Source organism: Microbacterium sp. NPDC091662, from assembly GCF_044756705.1.
In the GTDB taxonomy this organism is placed as follows: Bacteria; Actinomycetota; Actinomycetes; order Actinomycetales; family Microbacteriaceae; genus Microbacterium.
In genome coordinates, this window is the sequence record NZ_JBIVTM010000001.1 from 2,647,421 (window position 1) to 2,668,041 (window position 20,621).

General features: G+C 69.3%; 16 protein-coding genes. 7 read left to right on the plus strand and 9 right to left on the minus strand.

All coding sequences use genetic code 11. The features are described from left to right. Positions 1-62 precede the first annotated feature (62 nt). From ACIQLD_RS12930 to ACIQLD_RS12950, 5 genes are all read right to left on the minus strand, one after another. Complete coding sequence (locus ACIQLD_RS12930) at positions 63-2,540, minus strand: LuxR C-terminal-related transcriptional regulator (RefSeq protein WP_402608384.1); 2,478 nt, start codon at positions 2,538-2,540, stop codon at positions 63-65. A 197-nt stretch (positions 2,541-2,737) separates the two neighbouring features. Next, on the minus strand, positions 2,738-4,063 hold the full coding sequence (locus tag ACIQLD_RS12935) for a threonine/serine exporter ThrE family protein (RefSeq protein ID WP_402608385.1): 1,326 nt from the start codon (positions 4,061-4,063) through the stop codon (positions 2,738-2,740). Between the two features lies 1 nt (position 4,064). Beyond that, positions 4,065-5,420 carry an anaerobic C4-dicarboxylate transporter family protein gene (locus ACIQLD_RS12940; protein ID WP_402608386.1) on the minus strand — a complete coding sequence of 452 codons (1,356 nt, stop codon included), beginning with the start codon at positions 5,418-5,420 and terminating at the stop codon, positions 4,065-4,067. Beyond that, the gene (locus tag ACIQLD_RS12945; RefSeq protein WP_402608387.1) at positions 5,417-6,157 is read right to left on the minus strand and encodes a Type 1 glutamine amidotransferase-like domain-containing protein; all 741 of its coding nucleotides are present in this window, start codon (positions 6,155-6,157) and stop codon (positions 5,417-5,419) included. The genes ACIQLD_RS12940 and ACIQLD_RS12945 overlap by 4 nt, the downstream gene beginning before the upstream one ends. Before the next feature lie 103 nt (positions 6,158-6,260). Continuing rightward, complete coding sequence (locus tag ACIQLD_RS12950) at positions 6,261-6,998, minus strand: SGNH/GDSL hydrolase family protein (RefSeq protein ID WP_402608388.1); 738 nt, start codon at positions 6,996-6,998, stop codon at positions 6,261-6,263. Positions 6,999-7,181: 183 nt separating this feature from the next. On the opposite strand from ACIQLD_RS12950, the gene ACIQLD_RS12955 reads away from it, so the two are divergent. From ACIQLD_RS12955 to ACIQLD_RS12975, 5 genes are all read left to right on the plus strand, one after another. Further along, positions 7,182-8,324, plus strand: a complete 1,143-nt coding sequence (locus tag ACIQLD_RS12955; protein ID WP_402608389.1) for an MFS transporter — start codon at positions 7,182-7,184, stop codon at positions 8,322-8,324. A gap of 27 nt (positions 8,325-8,351) precedes the next feature. Further along, the gene (locus ACIQLD_RS12960; protein WP_402608390.1) at positions 8,352-8,891 is read left to right on the plus strand and encodes a cytochrome C5; all 540 of its coding nucleotides are present in this window, start codon (positions 8,352-8,354) and stop codon (positions 8,889-8,891) included. Positions 8,892-8,898: 7 nt separating this feature from the next. Then, on the plus strand, positions 8,899-10,722 hold the full coding sequence (locus tag ACIQLD_RS12965; protein ID WP_402608391.1) for a glycoside hydrolase family 15 protein: 1,824 nt from the start codon (positions 8,899-8,901) through the stop codon (positions 10,720-10,722). Positions 10,723-10,783: 61 nt separating this feature from the next. Continuing rightward, positions 10,784-11,668 (plus strand): LssY C-terminal domain-containing protein, encoded by an 885-nt coding sequence (locus ACIQLD_RS12970; protein ID WP_402608392.1) that lies wholly within the window; start codon positions 10,784-10,786, stop codon positions 11,666-11,668. Further along, positions 11,665-12,132 (plus strand): hypothetical protein, encoded by a 468-nt coding sequence (locus ACIQLD_RS12975; protein ID WP_402608393.1) that lies wholly within the window; start codon positions 11,665-11,667, stop codon positions 12,130-12,132. Before ACIQLD_RS12970 ends, ACIQLD_RS12975 begins: the two co-directional genes overlap by 4 nt. 42 nt (positions 12,133-12,174) lie before the next feature. Here the strand turns inward: ACIQLD_RS12975 and ACIQLD_RS12980 are convergent, their stop codons facing one another. Next, positions 12,175-13,179, minus strand: coding sequence for a magnesium and cobalt transport protein CorA (locus tag ACIQLD_RS12980; protein WP_349885284.1), 1,005 nt, complete (start codon positions 13,177-13,179; stop codon positions 12,175-12,177). 462 nt (positions 13,180-13,641) lie between these two features. On the opposite strand from ACIQLD_RS12980, the gene ACIQLD_RS12985 reads away from it, so the two are divergent. After that, entirely contained in the window at positions 13,642-15,744 is a 2,103-nt protein-coding gene (locus ACIQLD_RS12985; protein ID WP_402608394.1) for a hypothetical protein, read from the plus strand. A 77-nt stretch (positions 15,745-15,821) separates the two neighbouring features. Here the strand turns inward: ACIQLD_RS12985 and ACIQLD_RS12990 are convergent, their stop codons facing one another. Genes ACIQLD_RS12990 through ACIQLD_RS13000 form a run of 3 tightly spaced genes read right to left on the minus strand, consistent with a single transcriptional unit; the run spans position 15,822 to position 19,047 of the window. Beyond that, positions 15,822-16,844, minus strand: coding sequence for a Gfo/Idh/MocA family protein (locus ACIQLD_RS12990; RefSeq protein ID WP_402608395.1), 1,023 nt, complete (start codon positions 16,842-16,844; stop codon positions 15,822-15,824). Next, positions 16,841-17,866, minus strand: a complete 1,026-nt coding sequence (locus ACIQLD_RS12995) for a Gfo/Idh/MocA family protein (RefSeq protein WP_402608396.1) — start codon at positions 17,864-17,866, stop codon at positions 16,841-16,843. The genes ACIQLD_RS12990 and ACIQLD_RS12995 overlap by 4 nt, the downstream gene beginning before the upstream one ends. Continuing rightward, positions 17,863-19,047, minus strand: a complete 1,185-nt coding sequence (locus ACIQLD_RS13000; protein ID WP_402608397.1) for an ROK family protein — start codon at positions 19,045-19,047, stop codon at positions 17,863-17,865. The genes ACIQLD_RS12995 and ACIQLD_RS13000 overlap by 4 nt, the downstream gene beginning before the upstream one ends. Positions 19,048-19,236: 189 nt before the next feature. Here ACIQLD_RS13000 and ACIQLD_RS13005 point away from each other — a divergent pair, with 189 nt between their 5' ends. Next, a complete protein-coding gene (locus tag ACIQLD_RS13005; protein WP_402608398.1) occupies positions 19,237-20,478 on the plus strand; it encodes an ABC transporter substrate-binding protein in 1,242 nt (413 codons plus the stop codon). The last annotated feature ends 143 nt before the right edge of the window (positions 20,479-20,621 follow it).

Below are 20,621 nucleotides of genomic sequence, written 5' to 3' on the forward strand. Positions count from 1 at the left end.
TCGCACGCGTCGGGCGAGGCCTTTCCTTCTCTCAAGGGAGCCCGTCGCGGTCGGATCGTGACTCACTCGGGGAGCAGGCCGTGACGTGCCGCCTGCTCCATCGCCTCGGTGCGGTTGTGGGCACCGAGCTTGCGGTAGATGCTGCGGAGCTGGGTCTTGAGGGTGTTCTGCGAGACCCGCAGCTCGTCCGCGATCGCCGGCAGGGTGGCCCCCGATGTCAGGGCGCGCAGCACGATCTGCTCGCGGGAGGACAGGCGGGGGCGGGTCGCGAACGACGGCAGCGCCGACCGCAGGCGCAGGGTCGCACGACCGGTCGGGTCGAGATCGGCGCGCACGGTGCCGAAGTCCTCGGCGCCCAGGAGTGCGAGTGGGGTGGTGAGCTCGCGGTCCGTGAGCTGCACGCTCAGGGCCTCGCTCGACGGCTGAGCGGCCGCGGGCGACACCCGGTGCAGGGCGGCGCTGTGCACGGCCGCCGCCTCCGCGCGCTCTCGGGCGGAGGAGGGGCGCAGGCGGGTCTGTCCCAGGAGCCGGACCACGTCGGCGGCCCTGCCGTCGATGAGAGCCAGGCGCGCCCGCTTCAGGACCGTGCCGAAACGATCGGGGACCGCATCCCGCTGCACGGTGCTCCTGGCCGCGGCCACATCACCGAGGGCGAGGTGCAGCAGAACCCGCGGACGCGACAGTGCTTGGCGTACGTGGGGTGCACCCGCCTCCTTTCCACGGAGACGCGCGAACGATTCCAGGCGTTCCAGCCCCGCGGCGGCGTCGCCGTCGTGCAGGGCGACCCATGCCTCGACCGAAGCCATCGTCGTCCAGTGCTCGCTCGTCGCCCGGTACGGCTCGAAGAAGCGGATGTGCCGCTTCGCCTCGGCGACGTCGCCGTCCTCGACCGCGAGCATCGCCTCGGCGACGTGGAAGAAGGTGCCGCGATAGCTGTCGAGGAGTGCCGGATTCCAATCGCCGTCGCGGATGAGGGCGACATAGTGCCGGACCTCGGGCAGATCCCCGTTCAGCGCGTGGACCCCGGCGAGGAGGCAGATCCCGTGGAAGGCGTTGGTGCTCCCGTGTGCGGCAGCGAGGGCGGTGGCCTGCTCCCAGAGGTGGATGGCGTCGTCCTGCTGTCCGCCGTAGTAGAGCGAGATGCCGAGATGGGTGCACAGCAGCGGCATGTCCCTGGCGTACTGCTGCCACTGCGATTCGGGGGTCTCGTGGAACAGCGCGAGCGACCGGGCAGCCACCTGGGCGGCGCGCTCGGGCCGACCGATGGCGCGCAGCGAGGCGCTCTCGGCCGCCCAGATGAAGATCCGTTCCGTGGCCGAGAGCGTCGTGCGGCGGGCGTTCGCCGCCGTCACCGCCATCCGCAGCAGTTGGAGTCCGCGTTGGCGTCGGAGTCGATTGGGTTTGAGGCACATGCCGATCAGCATGGCCACGAGGGGCTCCTGCTTGAGCCGTGCCACTGGCACATCACCGAGCAGCTCGACGACCGCGTTCCGGTCGCGGTGGAGCAGCCGGTTCCACCCCGACATCGTGACGTGTGTCGCGAGGCGCAGGTCGTCGCCTTCCACAGCGAGGCGCAATCCTTCGAGCGGCATGTCGCGGCGCACCGCGCCTTCTGCCGCGACGCGTCTCAGCTGGGGTATCTCCTGCGGTGAGGTCCGACGGAGCTCACGACGCAGCATGCCTCGTGTGAGCGGTGTGAGGGCGAACGCGCTGCGCCCGTCGGCGGCCCAGCGGCCGAAGCCGAACTTCTCCGCCTGGTCCAGAGCCTTCGCGATCTCCGAATCGCCCGTCAGCGCCACCGCGAGCGGCAGGTCGACGGAGTCCGTGATACTGATCCGCAGCAGTCCCTGCAGGGCCTGCGGGTCGAAGGCGCATTCGGCGAGCCGGTCCTGCAGATAGTCCTCGATCACGGTGGTGGCGGCGCGCAGCGAGGCCTCGTCCGTTCCGGCGCCACGGAGGGCCAGGGCGCGGATGAGAGCGGGGAAACCTCCCGTGGCCTCGCGCGTGGCGATGGCGGTGTCGTCGTCGACGTCGAGTGCGCGACGGATCTCGTCGGTGTCGAACATGAGATCTTCGGGGGCCAGGAGCGTCGTGTCGATCACGAGATCCAGGCCCTCGCTGTCGAAAGGGCTGGGCCGATTGGTGGCGACGATCAGGCGCGCCAGCGGAGTGGTCGCGACGGCTCGGCACAGAGCGAAGACGCCTTCCCGGTCGACGGCCGCCGCGTCATCGAGCACCACCACCAGCGGGCCGCCGGCACTGCGTAGGCGCACCGCCACGGTGCCCCAGCTGTCGTCTCGGTCGAAGTCGTCCGTCCGATCGGCGCGAGGCAGAACCCTCAGTAGGGCACGTGCGAGGGAATCACTGGTCGCGAGGGCGGGCGTGACGGTGAGCCACACGACACGGGAGGCGGTCGCGGTGGCCCAATCGACGAGAGCGGTGGTCTTGCCCGAGCCGGAGGCGGAGCGGACCAGCGTCAACGGCGTCTCGGTCTCGAGCGCGGCGATCAATCGTGGACGACTGATGGCGTGCGCCGACACCCGCGGTACATGTCCGTCCCCTTGCGCGACAAATGCCGACACCGTACCTCCCCAGGTCCCCACCCCTACGATATTCCGAAATCCCGCGGGGGCAAGCGGCGCCCCGGGCTGGGGGCCCGTTCGGGGGTCGACGACGGGCGAGAGTGTCGGGCGACACCGGGAGGAGGAACGCCGAGGCCTGTGACGGGCCGATCTCGTCAGCGGTCGACCGGGTGACGCCAGGGCGCCGTGAGCCGCGACCAGAATCTCGGAGTCGAAGAGGCCTCGTCCGGCGTGGGCAGAGCCACGGCGAACTGCACGATCTCTTCCGCACCGTGATGCACGACGCGGTACAGCGCGGTGCCGATGAGCACGCCGAGGGCGATCGACATGACCGAGACGAGGGCTGCGACGAAGTCGGTGAGTCCGCCGTCGGTGGCGACCGCCTCGGTGAGGCCGACCAGGCCGGCCGCACCGGGCACCAGCAGCCAGAATGCGGGCAGGAACGTGAGCTGCGACGGCGCCCCGTGTCGGAGTCCCGCGATCCAGAAGACGACGGGCGTCATGACGAGTGCGCCGACGAAACCTCCGACCGTCGGGCCGACGAACTCGTTGCCGGCCCATTGCCCGGCATAGGCGACAGCCAGGGCGATCAGCACCCAACCGAAGGTCGACGGCGGTGCCGAGAAATGCAGATAGTTGCCGAGCGCGAAGACCAGGATGCCGATGATCGCCACCCACCACGGCAACGGCGAGGTGGCCTCCAACGGTTCGTACGATCTCGACTCCACTCCCACGACGGTGCCGGCGGCGAGGATCCCGAACGCGAGCAGCGCGAGTTGCACGAAGCCGTAGACCAGCCGCGCGGCCCCCGAGATCATCTGACCGGCCGCCAGCTCGACCGTCGCCGTGGTGAGCACGCCGCCGGGGAGGAATGTCACCAACGGGGCGATGAGCAGTCGGATCGGATCGCCGATCTCGATCACCTCGGCCAGGAGGAAGACCGCCGCCGCGCACACGAACGCGGCGGCGATGGGCAGGATCAGCTGGAGCGTCGGCGACCGCACCAGCTTGAGCAGTCCGATCCCGAAGCCGAGCACGAATGCGACGATCACGCCCTGCCAGGTCGGCGCGAGCAGCAGGGCGAGACCGGTGGTGAGGATGGCGTGCCCGAGGGTACGAGTGAACCAGCCGAGCCGCGGGCGCATGGCGCCGATCTCGTTCAGACGTCTGATGCCGTCGAGGGGCGGGATCGACCCGGTCCGCGCCTGGCCGATCAGTTCATACAGCGCGGCGATCTGATCGAAGCGGAAGGAGGCGTTCGTGGCGGAGCGGATCGCGACGCGGGCTTCCTCCGACTCCCCGGTCTCGACGAGGATGATCGTCGGCAGCACGACGAAGTCGGCGTCGCCGCCGCCGTAGGCCTTCGCGACGTCGGTCATCGTGTCGCGGATGCGGTCGACCGATTCGGCCGAGGCGTTCATGCCCTGCGCCAGCCCGAGCAGGAACTGGCGCAGGGCCGAGCGGTCGACGGCCTCGGTCATGTCACGCGAACAGGAACGACAGCGACACTCCGACGATGATCGCGACGCCGATGTAGACGAGGTTCGGCAGCTGGAACGAGTGGTCGAAGACGAACTTGCCCATCTTCGTCGTCCCGGTCTGGTCGAAGGCCACGGTGGCGACCTGGCTGCCGTTCGCCGGCAGGGTGTAGATGCCCATCGTCGCGGGCCACAGTCCCACCAGCAGCGAGGCGGGGAGTCCGATCGTGATGCCGATCGGCACGATCGCGTTCGTCGCACTGGACTGGCTCGTGGTGAGCATCGCGACCAGGAAGAGGGCGAGCGCGAACAGCAGCGCGCCGAGGAAGGCCGACGATCCGGAGACCACCGAGCCGAGCCCATCGACGATCAGGGTCTGGTTCGCCGCGACGAAGGTGTTGGCGAGCCACGCGATACCGAAGAGGGCGATGGCTCCGACGATGCCGGCGGGGAACGTGGGCTGCTTGGGCACATCGGCCGCCTTCACCTTGCAGAAGACGAAGATCAGGGCGGCGATGATGCCCATCGTGACCTCGATGATGACGGTGACGCTGAGGCGGACCGGGTCGCCGTCGTCATTCGTGCCGATGATCGGGCGCAGGTTCTCGAACAGCCCGAAGAACACGATCACCGCGACGCCGGCAAGGAACAGCGCGGCCGAGAGCACGGCGGTGGGAGCGAGCTTGTTCTCGTGCGCATCGACCGTCGGCGGCTTGATCTGGTGGTCGGCGAGGCGCTTCTGGAACTCGGGGTCGTCCTCGAGGTCCTTGCCGTGGCGCATCATGACGAGGGCGGCGACGAAGAGGCCCGCGATCGAGGCCGGCCACATGATGAGCAGCAGGCCGCCCAGGTCGACGCCCTGCGGGGCCAGCAGCACCACCATCGAGGCGGTCGCGGCCGAGACCGGGGAGCAGAGGATGCCGACCTGCGAGGCGACGGCCGAGACCGAGAGGGCCCGCTCGGGGCGGATCTTCTGCTGGTACGACACGTCGTAGATGACCGGCAGCAGCGGGTAGAAGATGTTGCCCGTGCCGGCACCGACGGTGAAGAGGAACGACATGGCGGGGGCGAGGAACACCACCGACTTCGGCTTGCGCCGGATGACCTTCGCCGCGACCGAGACCATCCAGTCGATGCCACCCGCCGCCTGCATGGTCGAGGCGGCCGTGATCACCGTGATGACGATGAAGACCGCATCGACCGGCGCGTTGCCCGGGGCCTCGCCGAAGAAGAAGATGAGGATGGCCACGCCGACCAGTCCCCAGACGCCCAAGCCGATCCCGCTCGTGCGGGTGCCCATGTAGATGGCGCCGACGACGATGATCAACTGCGCGATGAGGATCCACATGTTGTCGTTCATGACGATGGTCCTTTCACGATCGGGGCGTTCCCGGTGAGTACCTTCGTGGGCAGCTCGGTCTCGACGATCTTCCCGTCGATGGCCTCGACGCGCAGGGCGAGGGCGTTCTCGACGGGGCTGACCGCGGTGACGAACTCGGAGTTCTCGAAGTGCAGCGACTGGAGGTTGCCGACCGCGTATCCGGTGGAGAGCTCGCCGCTGAGCAGAGAGGCGTGGAAGAGCGGGCGGCGCTGGTCCTCGGCGTCGTAGTGCGGGCAGAAGCTGCCGTGCAGGAACCCGAGACCCTCTGGCAGGACCTGCAGGGTCGGGCCGTAGCTGTCGGTGGTGCCGCCCTCGAACCAGCAGATGCCGCCGGCGCTTCCTCCGGTGAACACCACGTTCGAGTCGGGGTCCTCCCACATCTCGCGCATGATCTCGTCGAGGCCCTGCCGCTTCCACACGTCGAGCATGTTGGCCGTGTTCCCACCGCCGACGTGGATCACGTCGAAGCCCCTCACGAATCCGGCGAGGTCGTCGACCGCGCGGTGGAACAGCGGCAGGTGGTGGGGCGCACAGCGGTCGGAGTCGTAGGTGGAGTAGAAGCTCACGATGTACGCGGCGTCGTCACCCGTGGCCGTGCCGACGAAGAGCACGCGGGGTCGCTCCTTGCCGGTGAGCTCGAGGATGTAATCGTGCGTCGGGTCGTTCCGACGCTCCATCATGGCCTTCCCGGCCCCTGTTGCCACCACGTGAGACATGCCCCCACCTCTCCGACGACTGCGAATGCGCTCAACCTAGTGGTGCGCCGAGCATCACGTCCAGAGGTCTTTCGTCCACGAAGGGTGAGCGCGCCCGAGCGCCCTATCCGTTCAGGCGCGCGGTTGCGACGAGTCCCTCGAGCAGGGCGAAGGTGCGTGCGCGGGGACCTGCGGGGCGGATGCCGAGGCCGTGTGCGAGTTCGAGCGCGAGAGCGGCATGGCCCTCGGTGTTGGGGTGGAACGGATCGTTCATCAGCCCCCACGGCACGGTGCCGGCGCCGAGCTCCGCGAAGCGGGCGTACTGGTCGATGAGGATGACGTCCTCGTCGGCGGCGACCTGGCGCACGGCCGCGGCGAACTCTCCGATGCGCGCCCGTTCCGGCGCGTTGCGGACGTCGATCGCGGGCGGCGTCTGCAGCACCGGGATCGCCCCGAGACCGCGCACCCGCTCGACGAACTCCCGCAGGGAGGCGGCGTAGTCGTCTGCCGTGATGACCTCGCGCGGTCCACCGTCGGAGGCGTCGTTCGTGCCGATCATGAGAGTGACGACGTCGGGGCGCCATGACGCGACGCGACGGTCCCAGTCGCCGAGGATGTCGACGATGCGGTTGCCGCTGATCGCGGTGTTGAGCACGATGTCGCGCACACGTTCCAGCTCGCCGCGGATCAACTCGTGCAGGTGCTCCGGGTAGCTGCGCCCGCCCTGCGTGTGCACCAGCCCGTGGGTGATCGAGTCGCCCGTGATGACCCAGTTCATCGGCTCCGGATCTGCGAGGGCCGCGGCGATGCGGCGGAGGTCGGAGGCGGCGGATGCGGGGGCGGAGGGCTCGACGTTCGGCACGGCACCGAGCCTATCGGCCGCTCCGGCGTCGGCTAGGTTGGGAATCGTGAGTCCTGAGTCCGACAGACCGTAGATCGCGGGTCGAGTGCACGTCGTGCATTCCCCGCATCCGCTGTCGACCCTTCTCACCTGCCGTTCATCGCACCGAGCGATCCGAGCGGCGACTTCGTGTCTGGATTCTCCATGCCCTTCCTCATCCCCGTGCTGGCCCTGGCGATCTTCGCCCAGGGCACCAGCGAGTTCATGCTCGCCGGTCTCCTCCTTCCCCTCTCCGTCGATCTCGACGTCGATCCGTCCACGGCGGCGCTGCTGACCTCGGCATTCGCGATCGGCATGGTGATCGGCGCCCCGACCCTGGCCGTGTTCGCCAGTCGCTGGGCTCCGCGGCGCACCCTGGTGCTGCTGCTGGTCGTGTTCATCGCCGCGCACGTGGTCGGCGCCCTCGTGTCATCGTTCTGGCTGCTGCTGCTCACCCGGGTGGTCGCTGCACTGGCGAACGCGGGATTCCTCGCGATCGCGTTGGCCACCGTGCGGGCCGTCCTCGCACCGGCGCAGACGACCAGTGCCGTCGCCGTCCTGCTCGCGGGGACGACCCTGGCCACGATCGTCGGGGTCCCCGCCGGTGCGGCTCTGGCGAACGCCTCCGGCTGGCGCTCGACGTTCTGGGCGGTCGTGCTGCTGTGCCTCCCCGCCGTCGTGGCCCTGCTGCGCGATCGCACTCTCGTCGCCGTGCCGCGCTCGCCGCGGGTCGCCGGGCGCGGGGAACTCGCCGAGCTGCGGCGGCGGCCGGTGCTGGTCGGTGTGGTGCTCGCCGTGCTCGTGAACGCCGCGACCTTCGGGGTCTTCACCTTCCTCGCCGTCATCGGAGCGGATGCAGGTATCGACGATGCCGGGATCCCCCTGCTCCTCGCGGTCTTCGGTGTGGGCGCCTTCCTCGGGGTGTCGGCGACCGGTCGGTGGGCGGTCGGCGTCGAGCGCGCCTGGATCGGGGTCGGTGCTGCGGCGACGACCACGTGCTGGGTCGTCTTCGCCCTGTTCGTCGACGCGGTGCCCGGGGTCTTCGTCGGCGCAGGGGTCGGCGGCATGCTGTCGTTCGCCGTCGGGTCGGCGCTGATCGCCCGCATCGTCGGGCAGGCGACGGGGGCCCCGGTGCTCGGCGGCGCCTATGCCACCGCGGCTTTGAACCTCGGAGCATTTGCCGGTCCGGCGGCGGCGGGCATGGCGTACGCGCAGGCGGGGGCGGCCGGAGTGCTGATCGTGGCCGCAGGTCTCGCGGCTGTCGGGGTGCTCCTCGCTCCCCTCCTTCGCGGACGATACCGCCCATGACCGTGATCGATGCGAAAGACTGGAGGCATGACTTCGCCTGCACTCGACACTCTCCTGGCTCGCATCGTCGAGAGCGGGCTGCTCGAAGATCCCACTGCCGAGAACGGCCTCGTCTACGGACGAGCGAGCATCGACGCGGCGGGCACCGTGGTCAACGTCAACGTCGATCCGGAGCTCGACGACGATGACGAGCAGGGTGACGACGTCGATCACGACGCCCTGATCGCGGCGGTGTCCCGCATCCTCTCCGTGGGGGAGTCGCGCTGGCGAGCCGTGATCGATGAGGTGGCCACCGACATCGACGATGCCGTGGAGGACGAGCCCGTGGTCGAGCAGATCGACCTGCGCGACGACCTCGAGGCCACATCGGTCGTGGTGTTCGCCGACGCCGTGCTGCTCGCTTTCCTCGCGCCGAAGCAGTTCCCCGATTCGCGGATCCTCGTGCAGCTGGACGAGGATCTCGAGGTCGACGGCGTCGAGGTGCGAGAGCTCGACGGCTCCGAGACGATCGACTTCGACACCCTCGACGAATTGCTCGACCACATCAGCGGACCCGACGAGAGCTGAGCCCGGCGTGCATCCGCTCACGGGGCGGTCGGGGACGAGCGCCCGCATCGAGGACTACGCGCTGCTGAGCAACTGCCGCACGGCAGCGCTGGTGTCGTGCGGGGGCAGCATCGACTGGCTGTGCCTGCCGCGGCTCGACTCGGCGTCGACGTTCGCCGCGATCCTCGGCGATGAGTCCCACGGGCGGTGGCTGCTGCGGCCGACCGACCCGGATGCGGTGAGCACCCGTCGCTACGACCGGGAGACCTTCGTGCTCGTGACCCGTTGGGAGAGCGGGGGCGCCGTCGCCGAAGTGCATGACTTCATGCCGATCGGGCTCGACCCCGACGCGGCCATCCGCCGCACCGACCTGATCCGTCGGGTCGTAGGGGTGCGGGGCTCGATGAGCTTCGAACAGCTGCTGAGCATCCGCTTCGACTACGCCAGGGTGATGCCGTGGGTGCGTCAGCTCGGATCGGCGGGGGATCCGTGCCTGGTCGCGATGGGCGGACCGGATGCGGTGGCGCTGCGGGGCGCGCCTCTGACGGCGATCGATCATCAGCACCGGGGTGAGCTGACGGTGACCGCCGGCGAGGTGCGGGACCTGCAGCTGACATGGTTCCCCTCGCACCTCGACCTCCCGCAGACACTCGACGTGGACAAGGAGCTCGAAGCCACAAAGGCCTGGTGGCAGGACTGGGCCGACCGGATCGCGCACGACGGCCCGCACCGGGACGAGGTGGTCCGGTCGCTGCTGATCCTGCGTGCACTGACCAACCACGAGACGGGCGGTATCGCCGCGGCGGCCACCATGGCGCTGCCGGAGGAGATCGGCGGCGTGCGCAACTGGGACTACCGCTACGTGTGGCTGCGCGATGCCGCCCTCACCCTCGAGGCGCTGCTCGCCCATGGATTCGTCGGTGTGGCCGGGCAGTGGCGGGAATGGCTGCTGCGTGCCGTCGCCGGAGACCCGGCCGACCTTCAGATCATGTACGGCCCTGCGGGAGAGCGAGATCTTCCGGAGCGGGTGCTGCCGAACCTCCCCGGATACGAGGGATCGACACCGGTGCGCATCGGCAACGGCGCAGCGGATCAGTATCAGGCGGATGTCGTCGGCGAGGTGCTGGTGACACTGTCCGCCGCGCGGGCGGCGGGGCTCAACGAGTCGGGGTTCTCCTGGCCGCTGGAGCGGGAGCTGCTGCGGTTCGCCTCCGAGCAGATCGAGCGCCCCGATCAGGGGCTGTGGGAGATCCGCGGCGAACCCCGCCACTTCACGCACTCCCGGGTGATGATGTGGGCCGCGTTCGATCGCGCGGTGCTCGCGGTCGAGCGCTACGGGCTCGACGGTCCCGTCGAGCGCTGGCGCGGGCTGCGCGATCGGATGCGCGAGGAGATCGATCGCAACGGCGTCGTCGACGGCCACTTCGTGCAGCACTACGAGACGACCGAGGTCGATGCCTCGCTGCTCCTCCTCCCGCAGGTCGGGTACTGCCGGCCGGACGACCCCCGGATGCTCGCGACGGTCGAACGCATCGAGCAGACGCTGATAACGGACGGGCTGGTGCGCCGGTATCGCACCGGTACCGGGGTCGACGGGCTGTCCGGCTCCGAGGGAGCGTTCCTCGCGTGCTCGTTCTGGCTGGTCGAGCAGTACGCCCTGACCGGGCGGCGCGAGCAGGCGCATGCGTTGATGGAGAGGCTGTGCGGCCTTGCGAACGACGTGGGGATGCTGTCGGAGGAGTACGACCCGGTGGGGGGACGGCAGCTCGGCAACACACCGCAGGCGTTCTCGCACCTCGCGCTCGTGCGGGCCGCCGACGCCCTGGCGCGGACGGAGACCCGGCCCCGCTGAGGAGCGACCGGCGCGTGATCAGCGCCTTCTCACGGGTGCGCGCAGTTCCTAGGATGTGGACATGGTGGAACCGGTCAAGAGGCGGGATCCTCTGGTCCAGCGCCGACGGTTCTCCGTCAACGCGGCCCTCGACGACGCCTTCTTCGTCTTCGCCGGCCTCGCCGCGATCTGGCTCGCGTGCCTCATCATCACGGAGGCGTTCTCGTGGGGCTGGTGGGCCATCGGGTTCGCGGTCGCGTTCTGGCTGCTCCTCGCCTATCTCGTGCTGCCGAGACTGCACTCGATCCTCACCCGCATCTACGTGCCGAGCTACTTCATCGGGCGGGCGCGGACGAGTGACGGCCTGCTCGGCGACCCGGTGAACCTCGCCGTCCTCGGCACGGAGGAGCAGCTCACCCGGTGCATGACCGAGGCCGGGTGGACGCGCGCCGATGACATCACCGCGGCATCGACGTGGCGCATCGTGCTGTCGACCGTGCTGCGACGCAGCTATGACGAGGCTCCCGTCAGTCCGCTCTTCCTGTTCGGCCGTCGGCAGGATCTCGCCTATCAGCAGGAGGTCGAGGGAAACCCCGCCAAGCGGCATCACGTCAGATTCTGGCGCTGTCCCGAGGGATGGATGCTGCCCGGTGGGCATCGAGTCGACTGGGTGGCTGCAGGAACGTTCGATCGAGCGGTCGGCTTCTCGCTGTTCACCCTGCAGATCACCCACAAGATCGACGCGGACATCGACATCGAACGCGATCACATCGTCCGCACCCTCCGTCGAGCGCACAGTGGGGTGCGCATCGTCATCATCCGCGACTTCTCCACGGGGTACCACTCCCGGAATGGCGGGGGCGACAGCATCCACACCGACGGCGACCTACCCGTCATCGACCTTCGTCACGTCGCGGATCCGCCGGTCGATCAGGCGCCGGTCACGGAAGTGCGGGGGCTGTCGTGAAGCGTCCGCTGGCCACGGGGCTCGGCGCCGTGCTGATGTCGCTCCGGGTGATCTGGGGATTCGTCTCGATCCTGATCTACCTGCTCAACTGGGCGGCGATCAGGGAGGAGATCTTCACCTCGGCCGACGGCACTCCGATGGTCCCGATGGATGTCGCCGACGTGTTCCTCATCGTCGGCTTCAGCGCGCTCGGGCTCTGGTACCTGTTCTACGCCGTGCTCGCCGGCCTCGTGTTCTCCGGGTCGAACTGGGCGCGCATCGTGGCGATGAGCTTCGCATCGCTCAGCATCATCGTCGTCTTCCTCGACTGGTGGAACGCGGGAATCCCCGTCACGTTCCGCACCTCGCTGGCGAGCGTGGCGCTCGACATCCTCGTGCTGCTCGCGCTGTCGGCACAGAGCGCGCGGAGCTACGCCCGGCGGAACGACCCCCGGTTCGCCAGCACGGGTGAACCGCTCGGATGAGGCCGTCGGATGCCGCGGCTCAGCGCCGCGGCATCCACCCGATCACAACCACTTCTTGTACTTGAACACCCCGAACAGGCCGAGGGCGAACGCGAGCATCGCGCCGATGGCCATCGGGTAGCCGAAGGCCCAGTGCAGTTCGGGCATCACGTCGAAGTTCATCCCGTACACGGTGCCGACCAGGGTCGGGGCGAAGATGATCGCCGCCCACGAGGAGATCTTCTTGATCTCGTCGTTCTGCGCGAGCCCGGCCTCGGTCTGGCGCCGGGCGACCAGTGCGGAGTGCACGGTGAGCGCGTTCTCGAGGATCGCCCGGAACGAGTCGATCTTCTCGTTGACGCGGATCGTGTGGTCGAGCACATCGCGCAGGGAGCGCTGCAGCTCCTCGTCGATGCGGTACTTCGCCGATCCCCGACGCAGCCACTCCAGCATCCCGTTCAGCGGGTGCACGGCGCGCTGGAAGTTGATGACCTCTCGGGACAGCTCGTAGATGCGGCGGGAGAGGGCGCTGTCGTCGTCGCCGTCGCCGAAGAGCTGGTCCTCGATCTCGTCGATGTCGTTCAGCAGACCTGCCACGATCGGCTCGTAGCCATCGACGACCTCATCGAGGATCGCGTAGAGCACGGCCTCGGGTCCCATCGCCAGAAGTTCGGGGTTCGCCTCCATGCGGGCGCGCACGGCGGCGAGGTTCGGCGATTCGGCGTGCCGGATCGTCACCACGAAGTCGGGGCCGACGAACAGGTGCAGCTCACCGAACTCGATCGACTCCTCCTTGTCGCGGTAGCGCGCGGGGCGCAGCACGGCGAACAGGGTGTCGCCGTAGCGCTCCACCTTCGAGCGCTGGTGGCCCGAGAGCGCATCCTCGACGGCGAGGGGGTGCAGGTCGAACTCGCGCGCGACGGACGCCACTTCCTCCGGGCTGGGGCGGTACAGGCCGATCCAGGCGATGCCTCCGGCGGCGTCCAGCATCCGGTAGGTCTCGTCCAGGTTCTTGGGGGTCTCCACGCGACGTCCGTGGACGTACACGCCGTTGTCGATGAGCGCCATGATGCGGCTCCGTTCTCGCAGAGGCACGGCGGCAGGGAGCACCGTGCGCGGATTCGTCAGGGGCGGATGACGCCGCCGACGGCTGCGAGGAAGGACGTGCGAAAGCGGACCGGAAGGTCAACGCGTGAGCGCAGGGAGTCTCGACGCAGCGAAGGCGGCGTCGCAACTATCACCGGACATCGCCATCACCGCCTTTCGGGACTCTTCGGGGTCGGACGACCCAAGGGGTCAGCTTACTCCTGTCTGCTGGGAGGAGAGTGACCGCCGGGACGGCCGCACCGGTCGCGCAGTATTCTGCACGGCAGGAGATAGATGTAGCACGTTACCTGCTAGTAGCATCGATCCTCGGAAGCGATGCCGGACAGTCCGGCGTCGACCCTTTCCGCATCGATCCGTCCGCTGGGGGCACGGCTTCGGCGTCTGCCCGGTGATCGAGTGGTGCGGCCGCACGAAGGAGACTCCATGTCCGCTGCCCTCAGTCGTCTGCGCTCCCGCGGCCTGTGGGGTGGGATCGCTGCTGCGCTGATGGTGTCGGCCGGGCTCGTGGCGACCTCCGTCGCGACAGCGCCCGCCGCTCACGCGGCACCCGTTCTGCAGTGCACCGGTTCGACCGTGTACGCGACCAACCAGAGCGCGGGCGACGGCGATCTCTGGATGATCGACGGGGTGACGGGGGCGGCGACCGCGCAGATCGATCTGCCAGGGGGCGACGTCGTCAATCAGCTGGGGATCGCGCCCGGTGGTGGGAACTTCTTCTTCACCAAGGCCGGAGTCGTGTACGACTACACGCTCGCGACCGACTCCTTCGTCTCGACTCCGGCCCAGCCGCTCACCGGCTACAGCGCCGTCGGCGGTGCGGTCAGTCCGACGACCGGGCTCTACTACTACGGTGGCCTCGGGGTCGGCGGTACGGAGTACCGGATCGCCGTCTACGACTCTGCGACGAATACGAATCAGGGAATCGCGGCGACGATCCGTCTGCCCGACGGCATCACGCTCGGCAACAGCGATTTCGCCTTCGACACGCTCGGTCAGATGTACATCCTCGGCAGTACGCCGACCGGGGGCGCGCTCATCCGGGTCGACGGTTCGATCCCATCGACGGGGTCGAATCCCACGCTCACCTCGTCGCTGCTCACCGCGATCGAACCCGTTGCCGGCGTGTCCTATGCCGCCATCGCCTTCGGCGGGGCGGGTGAGGTGTACATCGGCGGAGGAGCGGGACCGGTCCTCCGCGTGAACGCCACCACCGGGGCTCTCATCGGCAGCGCGCCGGTCACGGGCGCCGCAGGTGCGCTCATGACCGACTTCGCCAGCTGCGGAGCACCCCCGACCCTGACGGTGCAGAAGCACGTCGCCGGGAGGGTGCAGCCCACCGATCAGTTCGCCCTGTCGATCACCGGCGGCGGTATCGTGCCAGGCCCCGGGAGCAGTGGAGTCACCGAGGGCACGGAGATCGGTCTGCAGACGCAGTCGCCGAGCGAGACCGCCGGCTCGGTGATCGTGCAGCCGAACACCGCTTACGACTTCGCCGAAGCGGGTGCCGGAACCGCGAATCTCGCGGACTACGCCTCCCGGTGGGAATGCGTCGATGCGCAGGGAGACGCGGGGTCCACGATCAGCACGGGCACTGGGCCGTCGGGGAGCATCACGATCCCGCAGGCTGCCGGAATCGCCGTCGTCTGCACCGTGTTCAACGACCCGCTGGTGCCGGGGATGACCCTCGACAAGAGGGTCACCGATGTCATCGACGCGAACGGGAACGGCTATCACGATGTGGGCGACCAGATCATCTGGGAGTTCGAGCTCACCAACACCGGCGAGACGGAACTCACGGGGCTCACGATCGACGATGATCGGCTCGCTGCGGCGGGGATCGGCGTCACCTGTGATCCGGACGCGCTCGCACCGGCGGAGTCCGTGGTGTGCACGGCAGACCGGCCCTACACGATCACGGCGGCAGACCTCGACGCCGGTGCGGTGGTCAACACGGCGACGGGTACCGGCACGCCCCCGGGCAAGCCTCCGGTGATCACTCCTCCCGACACGACGGAGACGCCGGTCGGGAGTTACACCGTGATCAAGAAGTCGGATCCTGCCTCGGGCAGTTCGGTGGCGGCCGGCTCGGTCATCACGTACACGCTCACGGTGACCCAGCGCGGGCTGGCCGCCGTTCCGGGTGCGGTGCTCGAGGACGATCTCACCGCGGTGCTCGACGATGCCGCCTACAACGGCGATGCATCCGCGTCTGCCGGCACCGTATCTTTCGACGAGACCACGGGGACGCTCTCGTGGGGAGGTGACCTGGCGGCGGGCGACGTGGTCACGATCACGTACTCGGTGACCGTCGGCACTCGCGGCGACGGCGACCTCGTCAACACGGTCACGGGCCCGGGGTGCAGCACCGCCTGCACGACCACGCACGACCGGGTCCCGCCGCCCGCCGCTGGCCTCGCGACCACGGGAGGCGGGGTCCTGCTGAGCGGGATCGTCGGCGCCCTGTTGGTCATCGCCGTCGGCGCAGGGCTCGTGTTCCGCCGCCGCGGCCGCGTCGACGTGAACTGAGGCGAGAAGGCTGAGGGCACGGCCGGTCGGCGATGCGTCGACCGGCCGTGCCCTCGGTGGTCGAGGCCGGAGGAGCGTCAGAGCGTGATGACCTCGCCACCGCGAGCCGCAGAGGCCTGAGCGGCCTTGGCGATCTCGACCGTGCGGATGCCCACGCCGGCGTCGGGCTGCGGCTGTCGTCCTTCGCGCACCGCACGGACGAACTCGTCGAGCAGCAGCGCATCGAGGTCGGCGCCGACCGGGCTCCATGTCTCGCCGTGCGCATCGTGCCCGGCGACGCCCTTGGCGAAGGGGCTGACGGTGACGGTTCCGCGTTCGGCGACCACCTGCAGGGTGAGCCCGCCCCAGGTCGGCGAGCTCATCGGCCAGCTCCAGGAGCAGTCGATCGTGGCGATGACCCCGCTCGGGTACCGGATGGTCACGAGGCCACCGGTCTCGACGTCGAGCTCGCGCTGTGCGTGCAGGATGCTGTTGGATACCGCGCGGACCGACTGGGCGCGCTCGCCGAGCAGTTCGTCGAGCAGGTCGGCGCAGTGCACGACGTGGTCTACCAGTGCGCCGCCTCCGGCCAGCTCCGGATCGGTGAACCAGGCCCGGTCCTGCGGCAGTTTGCCGTTGTTGATCCCGGTGACGCCGAGGACCTTCCCGAGACGGCCGCCGCGCAACTCGGCGATCGCATCGCGCACGCTCGGCGCGAAGCGCACCGGGTAGGCGACCATCAGGATCACCCCGGCGCGCGCACAGGCCTCGCGCATCGCGATCGCGTCGTCGACCGTCGTGGCCAGCGGCTTCTCGCAGAGCACGTGCACTCCGGCGGCTGCCGCGCGCTCGACGAGGGCACGATGCCGGGAGTTCTCGGCGGCGATCACGACAGCGTCCGGCTTCCAGGCGAAGGCCTCGTCGTAGGTCTCGACGTAGGCGACGCCCAGCTCTGCCGCGAGGTCTGCGCCGCGAGGGGCATCGTCGGGAGCCGAATCGCCGTCGGGGTCGGCCGCGATCAGCTCGACACCCGGCATCGTCTTCAGCGCGTGCACGTAGCTCAGGGCATGCGTGTGGGCGAACGACAGGACAGCGATCCGCAGCGGGGAGGGGGCAGTCATCGGGCGGCCTCCTCGGCCTCGAGAGCGGAGCGTTCGACCGGGGCGTCGGGGAGTGCGATCGCGGTGCCGGAGGCGATCGAGGCGTATGCGGCCTCGGCCACGGAGACGGCCTCGATGCCGTCCGCCGGGCTGACCCTCGCCTCGCGGCCCTCGCGCAGCGCGGCGACGAAGTCGGCGATCTCGGCGTAGTACGGACTCTCCTGCACCGACATCGGGGGCAGATAGTCGGTGTCGCCCTCGGGAAGCACGGCGTCGGTGCGCAGCGCGTGATCCTCGGCGCTGTCGTAGCGGAGGCGTCCCTCGGAGCCCGACACCTCGACGCTCGTGCGGAACGGCATGCCCGGAGCGACCCAACTGCCGTGGATGTGACTAATGACGCCGTTGCGGTGCGTGAGCACGACGTGCGAGGTGACCGGCGCCGGAACGCGGTCGTCGATCGTCGGCGGGTTCTGCACCGCGTAGACGCTTGCGACGGGGCCGGCGAACCACACCGCCTGGTCGATGTCGTGGATCATCAGGTCGCGGATGATGCCACCGCCCGCGCTCTCGGAGAAGAACCACGGCGTCTGCGGGGCGGAGCCGGCGCGGCTGAACCGCTGCACTGCGAGCGTGCCGATACGGCCGGCCTCGATGCCGGCCTTGATCTGGGCGTACTCGCCCATATACCGCACGACGTGGGCCGGGAAGAGCCGTACTCCCGCCTCTTCGGCGGATCGGGCGGCGGTCGCCGCGGCTTCGGCGGTCGCCGCGAGCGGCTTCTCGCAGATCACGTCGAGTCCCCGGGCGATGGCGCGCTGCGCGAAGTCGGCGTGGGTGCTGCTGGGGGTCACGATGTCGACGATGTCGACCAGCCCGATGAGGGTGTCGACGTCGGGCACGAGTTCGAACCCGTACTCCTCGGCGATCTCCTCCGCTCCGACGAGAGAGGTGACGTACCCCTCCGCTCCGAGCGCCCGCCACGCGTCGGCGTGTACGCGGGAGATGCCACCGGCGCCGATGAGTCCGACCTTCAACGTGCTCACTGCTTCTCCTCGGTGCTGTCGATGACGGTGTCTTCCGCCCCCACCGGCTCGAGCGGCAGCGGGGTGATCGGGGGCGCCGGCATGTCCTCGATGCCGTAGATCTCGGCGGCGTGCCGTTGGAACGCGTGCACGACGGCTCCGTGTGCGGCGGCTTCGGCACCCAGCCGGGCCTCGGCGATCGGCACCTGGAACGGCAGGCCCAGGTGGCCGGGCAAGGCCGCCCGGAGCGGATCGAGCAGCTGCTCGTGCGCGGCGGAGAGCCCGCCGCCGATCACGATCATGGCCGGGTCGACCGTCATGGTGAGAGTGGCGATCCCGTGCGCGAGCTCGTCGATGAACGCGTCGAGCTCCGCGCGCGCGGCGGGGTCTCCGCCACGGGCCAGAGCGAACACCTCGGCGGCGGTCGGGGCGGTGCGCCAGGAGATCTGACCCGTCTCGGTGTTCAGCCCGCGGAAGGCGAGGCGCCCGATATCGCCGGCGGCGTTGTGGATGCCGCGCCGCGGTCGTCCGCCGAGGATGAGGCCCATCGCGATGCGGTTGCCGACGGACAGGTAGATCACGTCGTCGACGAGCTGCGCGACACCGAGGTGGTGCTCGGCGACGGCGGCCAGGCGCACCCCGTTGTCGACCGCGACGGGGCAGCCGAACGCCTGGCGCAGCTGCGAGCCGATGTCGATGCCCGACCATTCGGGGATGACGACCGAGGTGATCACGCGTCCCGCATCGTCGACGATACCGGGCAGCGAGACGCCGACCGCTCGCACCTTCGAGGCGGGGATCGACACGACGGAGAGGGTGCGGCGCACGTCGTCGATCACGGCGGCGAGCTTGGCTGCGCCGTCGAGCTGCTCGGCCACGCCGGAGTAGCTGCGCTGCGCGATCACGATCCCTGACAGATCGGCGAGCACGACGCGCACGCTCGCGACGCCGATGTCGACGCCCACGACGGTCCCGACGGCGCCGTGGAACGAATAGCGGCGGGCGGGGCGACCGGCACCGCCGCCGTTGTGGGCGGGGGCGTCGACGATCAGGCCAGAGTCGGCCAGCACGGTCACCGCGTTCTCGACCGACGTGCGCGAGATCTCGAGCGAGCGGGACAGATCGTTCACGGTCGCGGGCCCCGAGTCGCGCAGCTGCAGAGCGGATCGCGCGACGATCGAGAGCGGGCTGTTCACGGCCATGTGCGGTCCCTTCCTCATCTCCGTCGTCGGGTGCGATCAAATTAGCACACCCAATTCTCAGATCAAGCTTTGATGTTCTCGAACGGGAAACACGGCTGAAACACGGCTCTGCGAACTTGTACTTGACGAATTATCCCATTGCAGTGTCATAATGAACCGTACTCAGCACGGTATAAGCAAAGGAGCACCATGCGCGTCAGCAAGATCACCGGCGTCGTCGCGGGAATCGCGGCCGCCACCCTGTTGGCCGGATGTTCGGCCGGCGGAGGCAACACCGCAGAGGGTGAGCAGGACATCACTGTCTGGCTCTACCCGGTCATCGCCGACGAGGCGGTGCACAAGGACTTCTGGGACTCGACGATCGCCGACTTCGAGAAGCAGAACGAGAACATCAACGTGAAGTACGAGATCTTCCCGTGGGCGAACCGCGACGAGGCTCTCCAGACCGCGATCGCGGCCGGCAAGGGGCCCGACGTCGTCTACCTGATCCCCGACCAGCTCGCGGCGTACCAGAAGTCGATCGCCCCGCTCAACGACCTGCTGAGCACCGAGCGCCAGGACGACCTGCTGCCGAACGTGAAGAAGTCGGTCACGCTCGACGGCGACATCCTCGGAGCGCCGATCCTCACCAGCGCCCAGCCGCTCATCTGCAACGCCGCCGCGTTCGAGGCTGCAGGTGTCACCGAGTATCCCGAGACCTGGGATGACATCACCGCGATGGCGCCCAAGTTCACGGAGAAGGGCATGTACGCCCTGAACTACCCGGCATCCGCCGAGAACACCCTCAACCTCACCTACTACCCACTGCTGTGGCAGGCCGGCGGCGAGGTCTACACGAAGGACGGCGACGTCGGCTTCGACAGCAAGGAAGGCGTGCAGGCGCTCACCTTCCTCACCGACCTGGCCGAGGCGGGTGCCCTCGACCCCGAGGCGCTCACCACCAACGTGCCGCTCGAGCAGACCGCCGTCGCGCAGGGCAAGGTCGCGTGCACGTGGAACAACGCGGTCAACGAGGTCGCGCCCTTCTGGGGCGAGGAGAACGTCAAGGTCATGGCGCCGCTGACCGAGAAGGAGTCGGTGGCCTACGGCACGGTCGGCTCGCTCTCGGTGCTCAAGGGTTCCAAGGCGCAGGACGCAGCGGCGAAGTTCGTCGAGTACGCCACCGGCGCCGACGTCGTCGAGCCCTACCTCAAGGCCGCCGGCTACTTCTCGGCCCTCAGCACCACCGGGCCGCTGTACGCGGACGACCCGCTGCTCGGCGAGGTCGAGAAGTACGTTCCCGACACCACGGTCGGCGAGCTCAACGCCTCGTCCCGTGCGCTGATGGGCGTGCTCGCGCCGGAGATCCAGGCAGCGCTCCTCGGCGACAAGTCGCCGGAGGACGCACTGAAGGATGCCGCGACGGCTGCGGCGCCACTGGTCAAGAAGTAACACCCCGGGGGCGGGGGGGGGGGGGGGGGCCCCCCCCCCCCCCCCCCCCCCCCACCCCCCCCCCCGGGCCCCCCCCCGCCCCCCCCCCCCAAACCCCCCCGAAACCCCCCCCCCGGGGCGCCCGGGGGGGCGCCCCCACACAC

Bases quoted from the DNA above. Each gene is read 5' to 3' on its own strand.
- ACIQLD_RS12945 (WP_402608387.1), bottom strand. From the start codon at position 6,157: ATGTCTCACGTGGTGGCAACAGGGGCCGGGAAGGCCATGATGGAGCGT.
- ACIQLD_RS12990 (WP_402608395.1), bottom strand. From the start codon at position 16,844: ATGACTGCCCCCTCCCCGCTGCGGATCGCTGTCCTGTCGTTCGCCCAC.
- ACIQLD_RS12985 (WP_402608394.1), top strand. From the start codon at position 13,642: ATGTCCGCTGCCCTCAGTCGTCTGCGCTCCCGCGGCCTGTGGGGTGGG.
- ACIQLD_RS13005 (WP_402608398.1), top strand. From the start codon at position 19,237: ATGCGCGTCAGCAAGATCACCGGCGTCGTCGCGGGAATCGCGGCCGCC.
- ACIQLD_RS12960 (WP_402608390.1), top strand. From the start codon at position 8,352: ATGACTTCGCCTGCACTCGACACTCTCCTGGCTCGCATCGTCGAGAGC.
- ACIQLD_RS12935 (WP_402608385.1), bottom strand. From the start codon at position 4,063: ATGACCGAGGCCGTCGACCGCTCGGCCCTGCGCCAGTTCCTGCTCGGG.
- ACIQLD_RS12940 (WP_402608386.1), bottom strand. From the start codon at position 5,420: ATGAACGACAACATGTGGATCCTCATCGCGCAGTTGATCATCGTCGTC.
- ACIQLD_RS13000 (WP_402608397.1), bottom strand. From the start codon at position 19,047: ATGGCCGTGAACAGCCCGCTCTCGATCGTCGCGCGATCCGCTCTGCAG.
- ACIQLD_RS12955 (WP_402608389.1), top strand. From the start codon at position 7,182: ATGCCCTTCCTCATCCCCGTGCTGGCCCTGGCGATCTTCGCCCAGGGC.
- ACIQLD_RS12970 (WP_402608392.1), top strand. From the start codon at position 10,784: ATGGTGGAACCGGTCAAGAGGCGGGATCCTCTGGTCCAGCGCCGACGG.
- ACIQLD_RS12980 (WP_349885284.1), bottom strand. From the start codon at position 13,179: ATGGCGCTCATCGACAACGGCGTGTACGTCCACGGACGTCGCGTGGAG.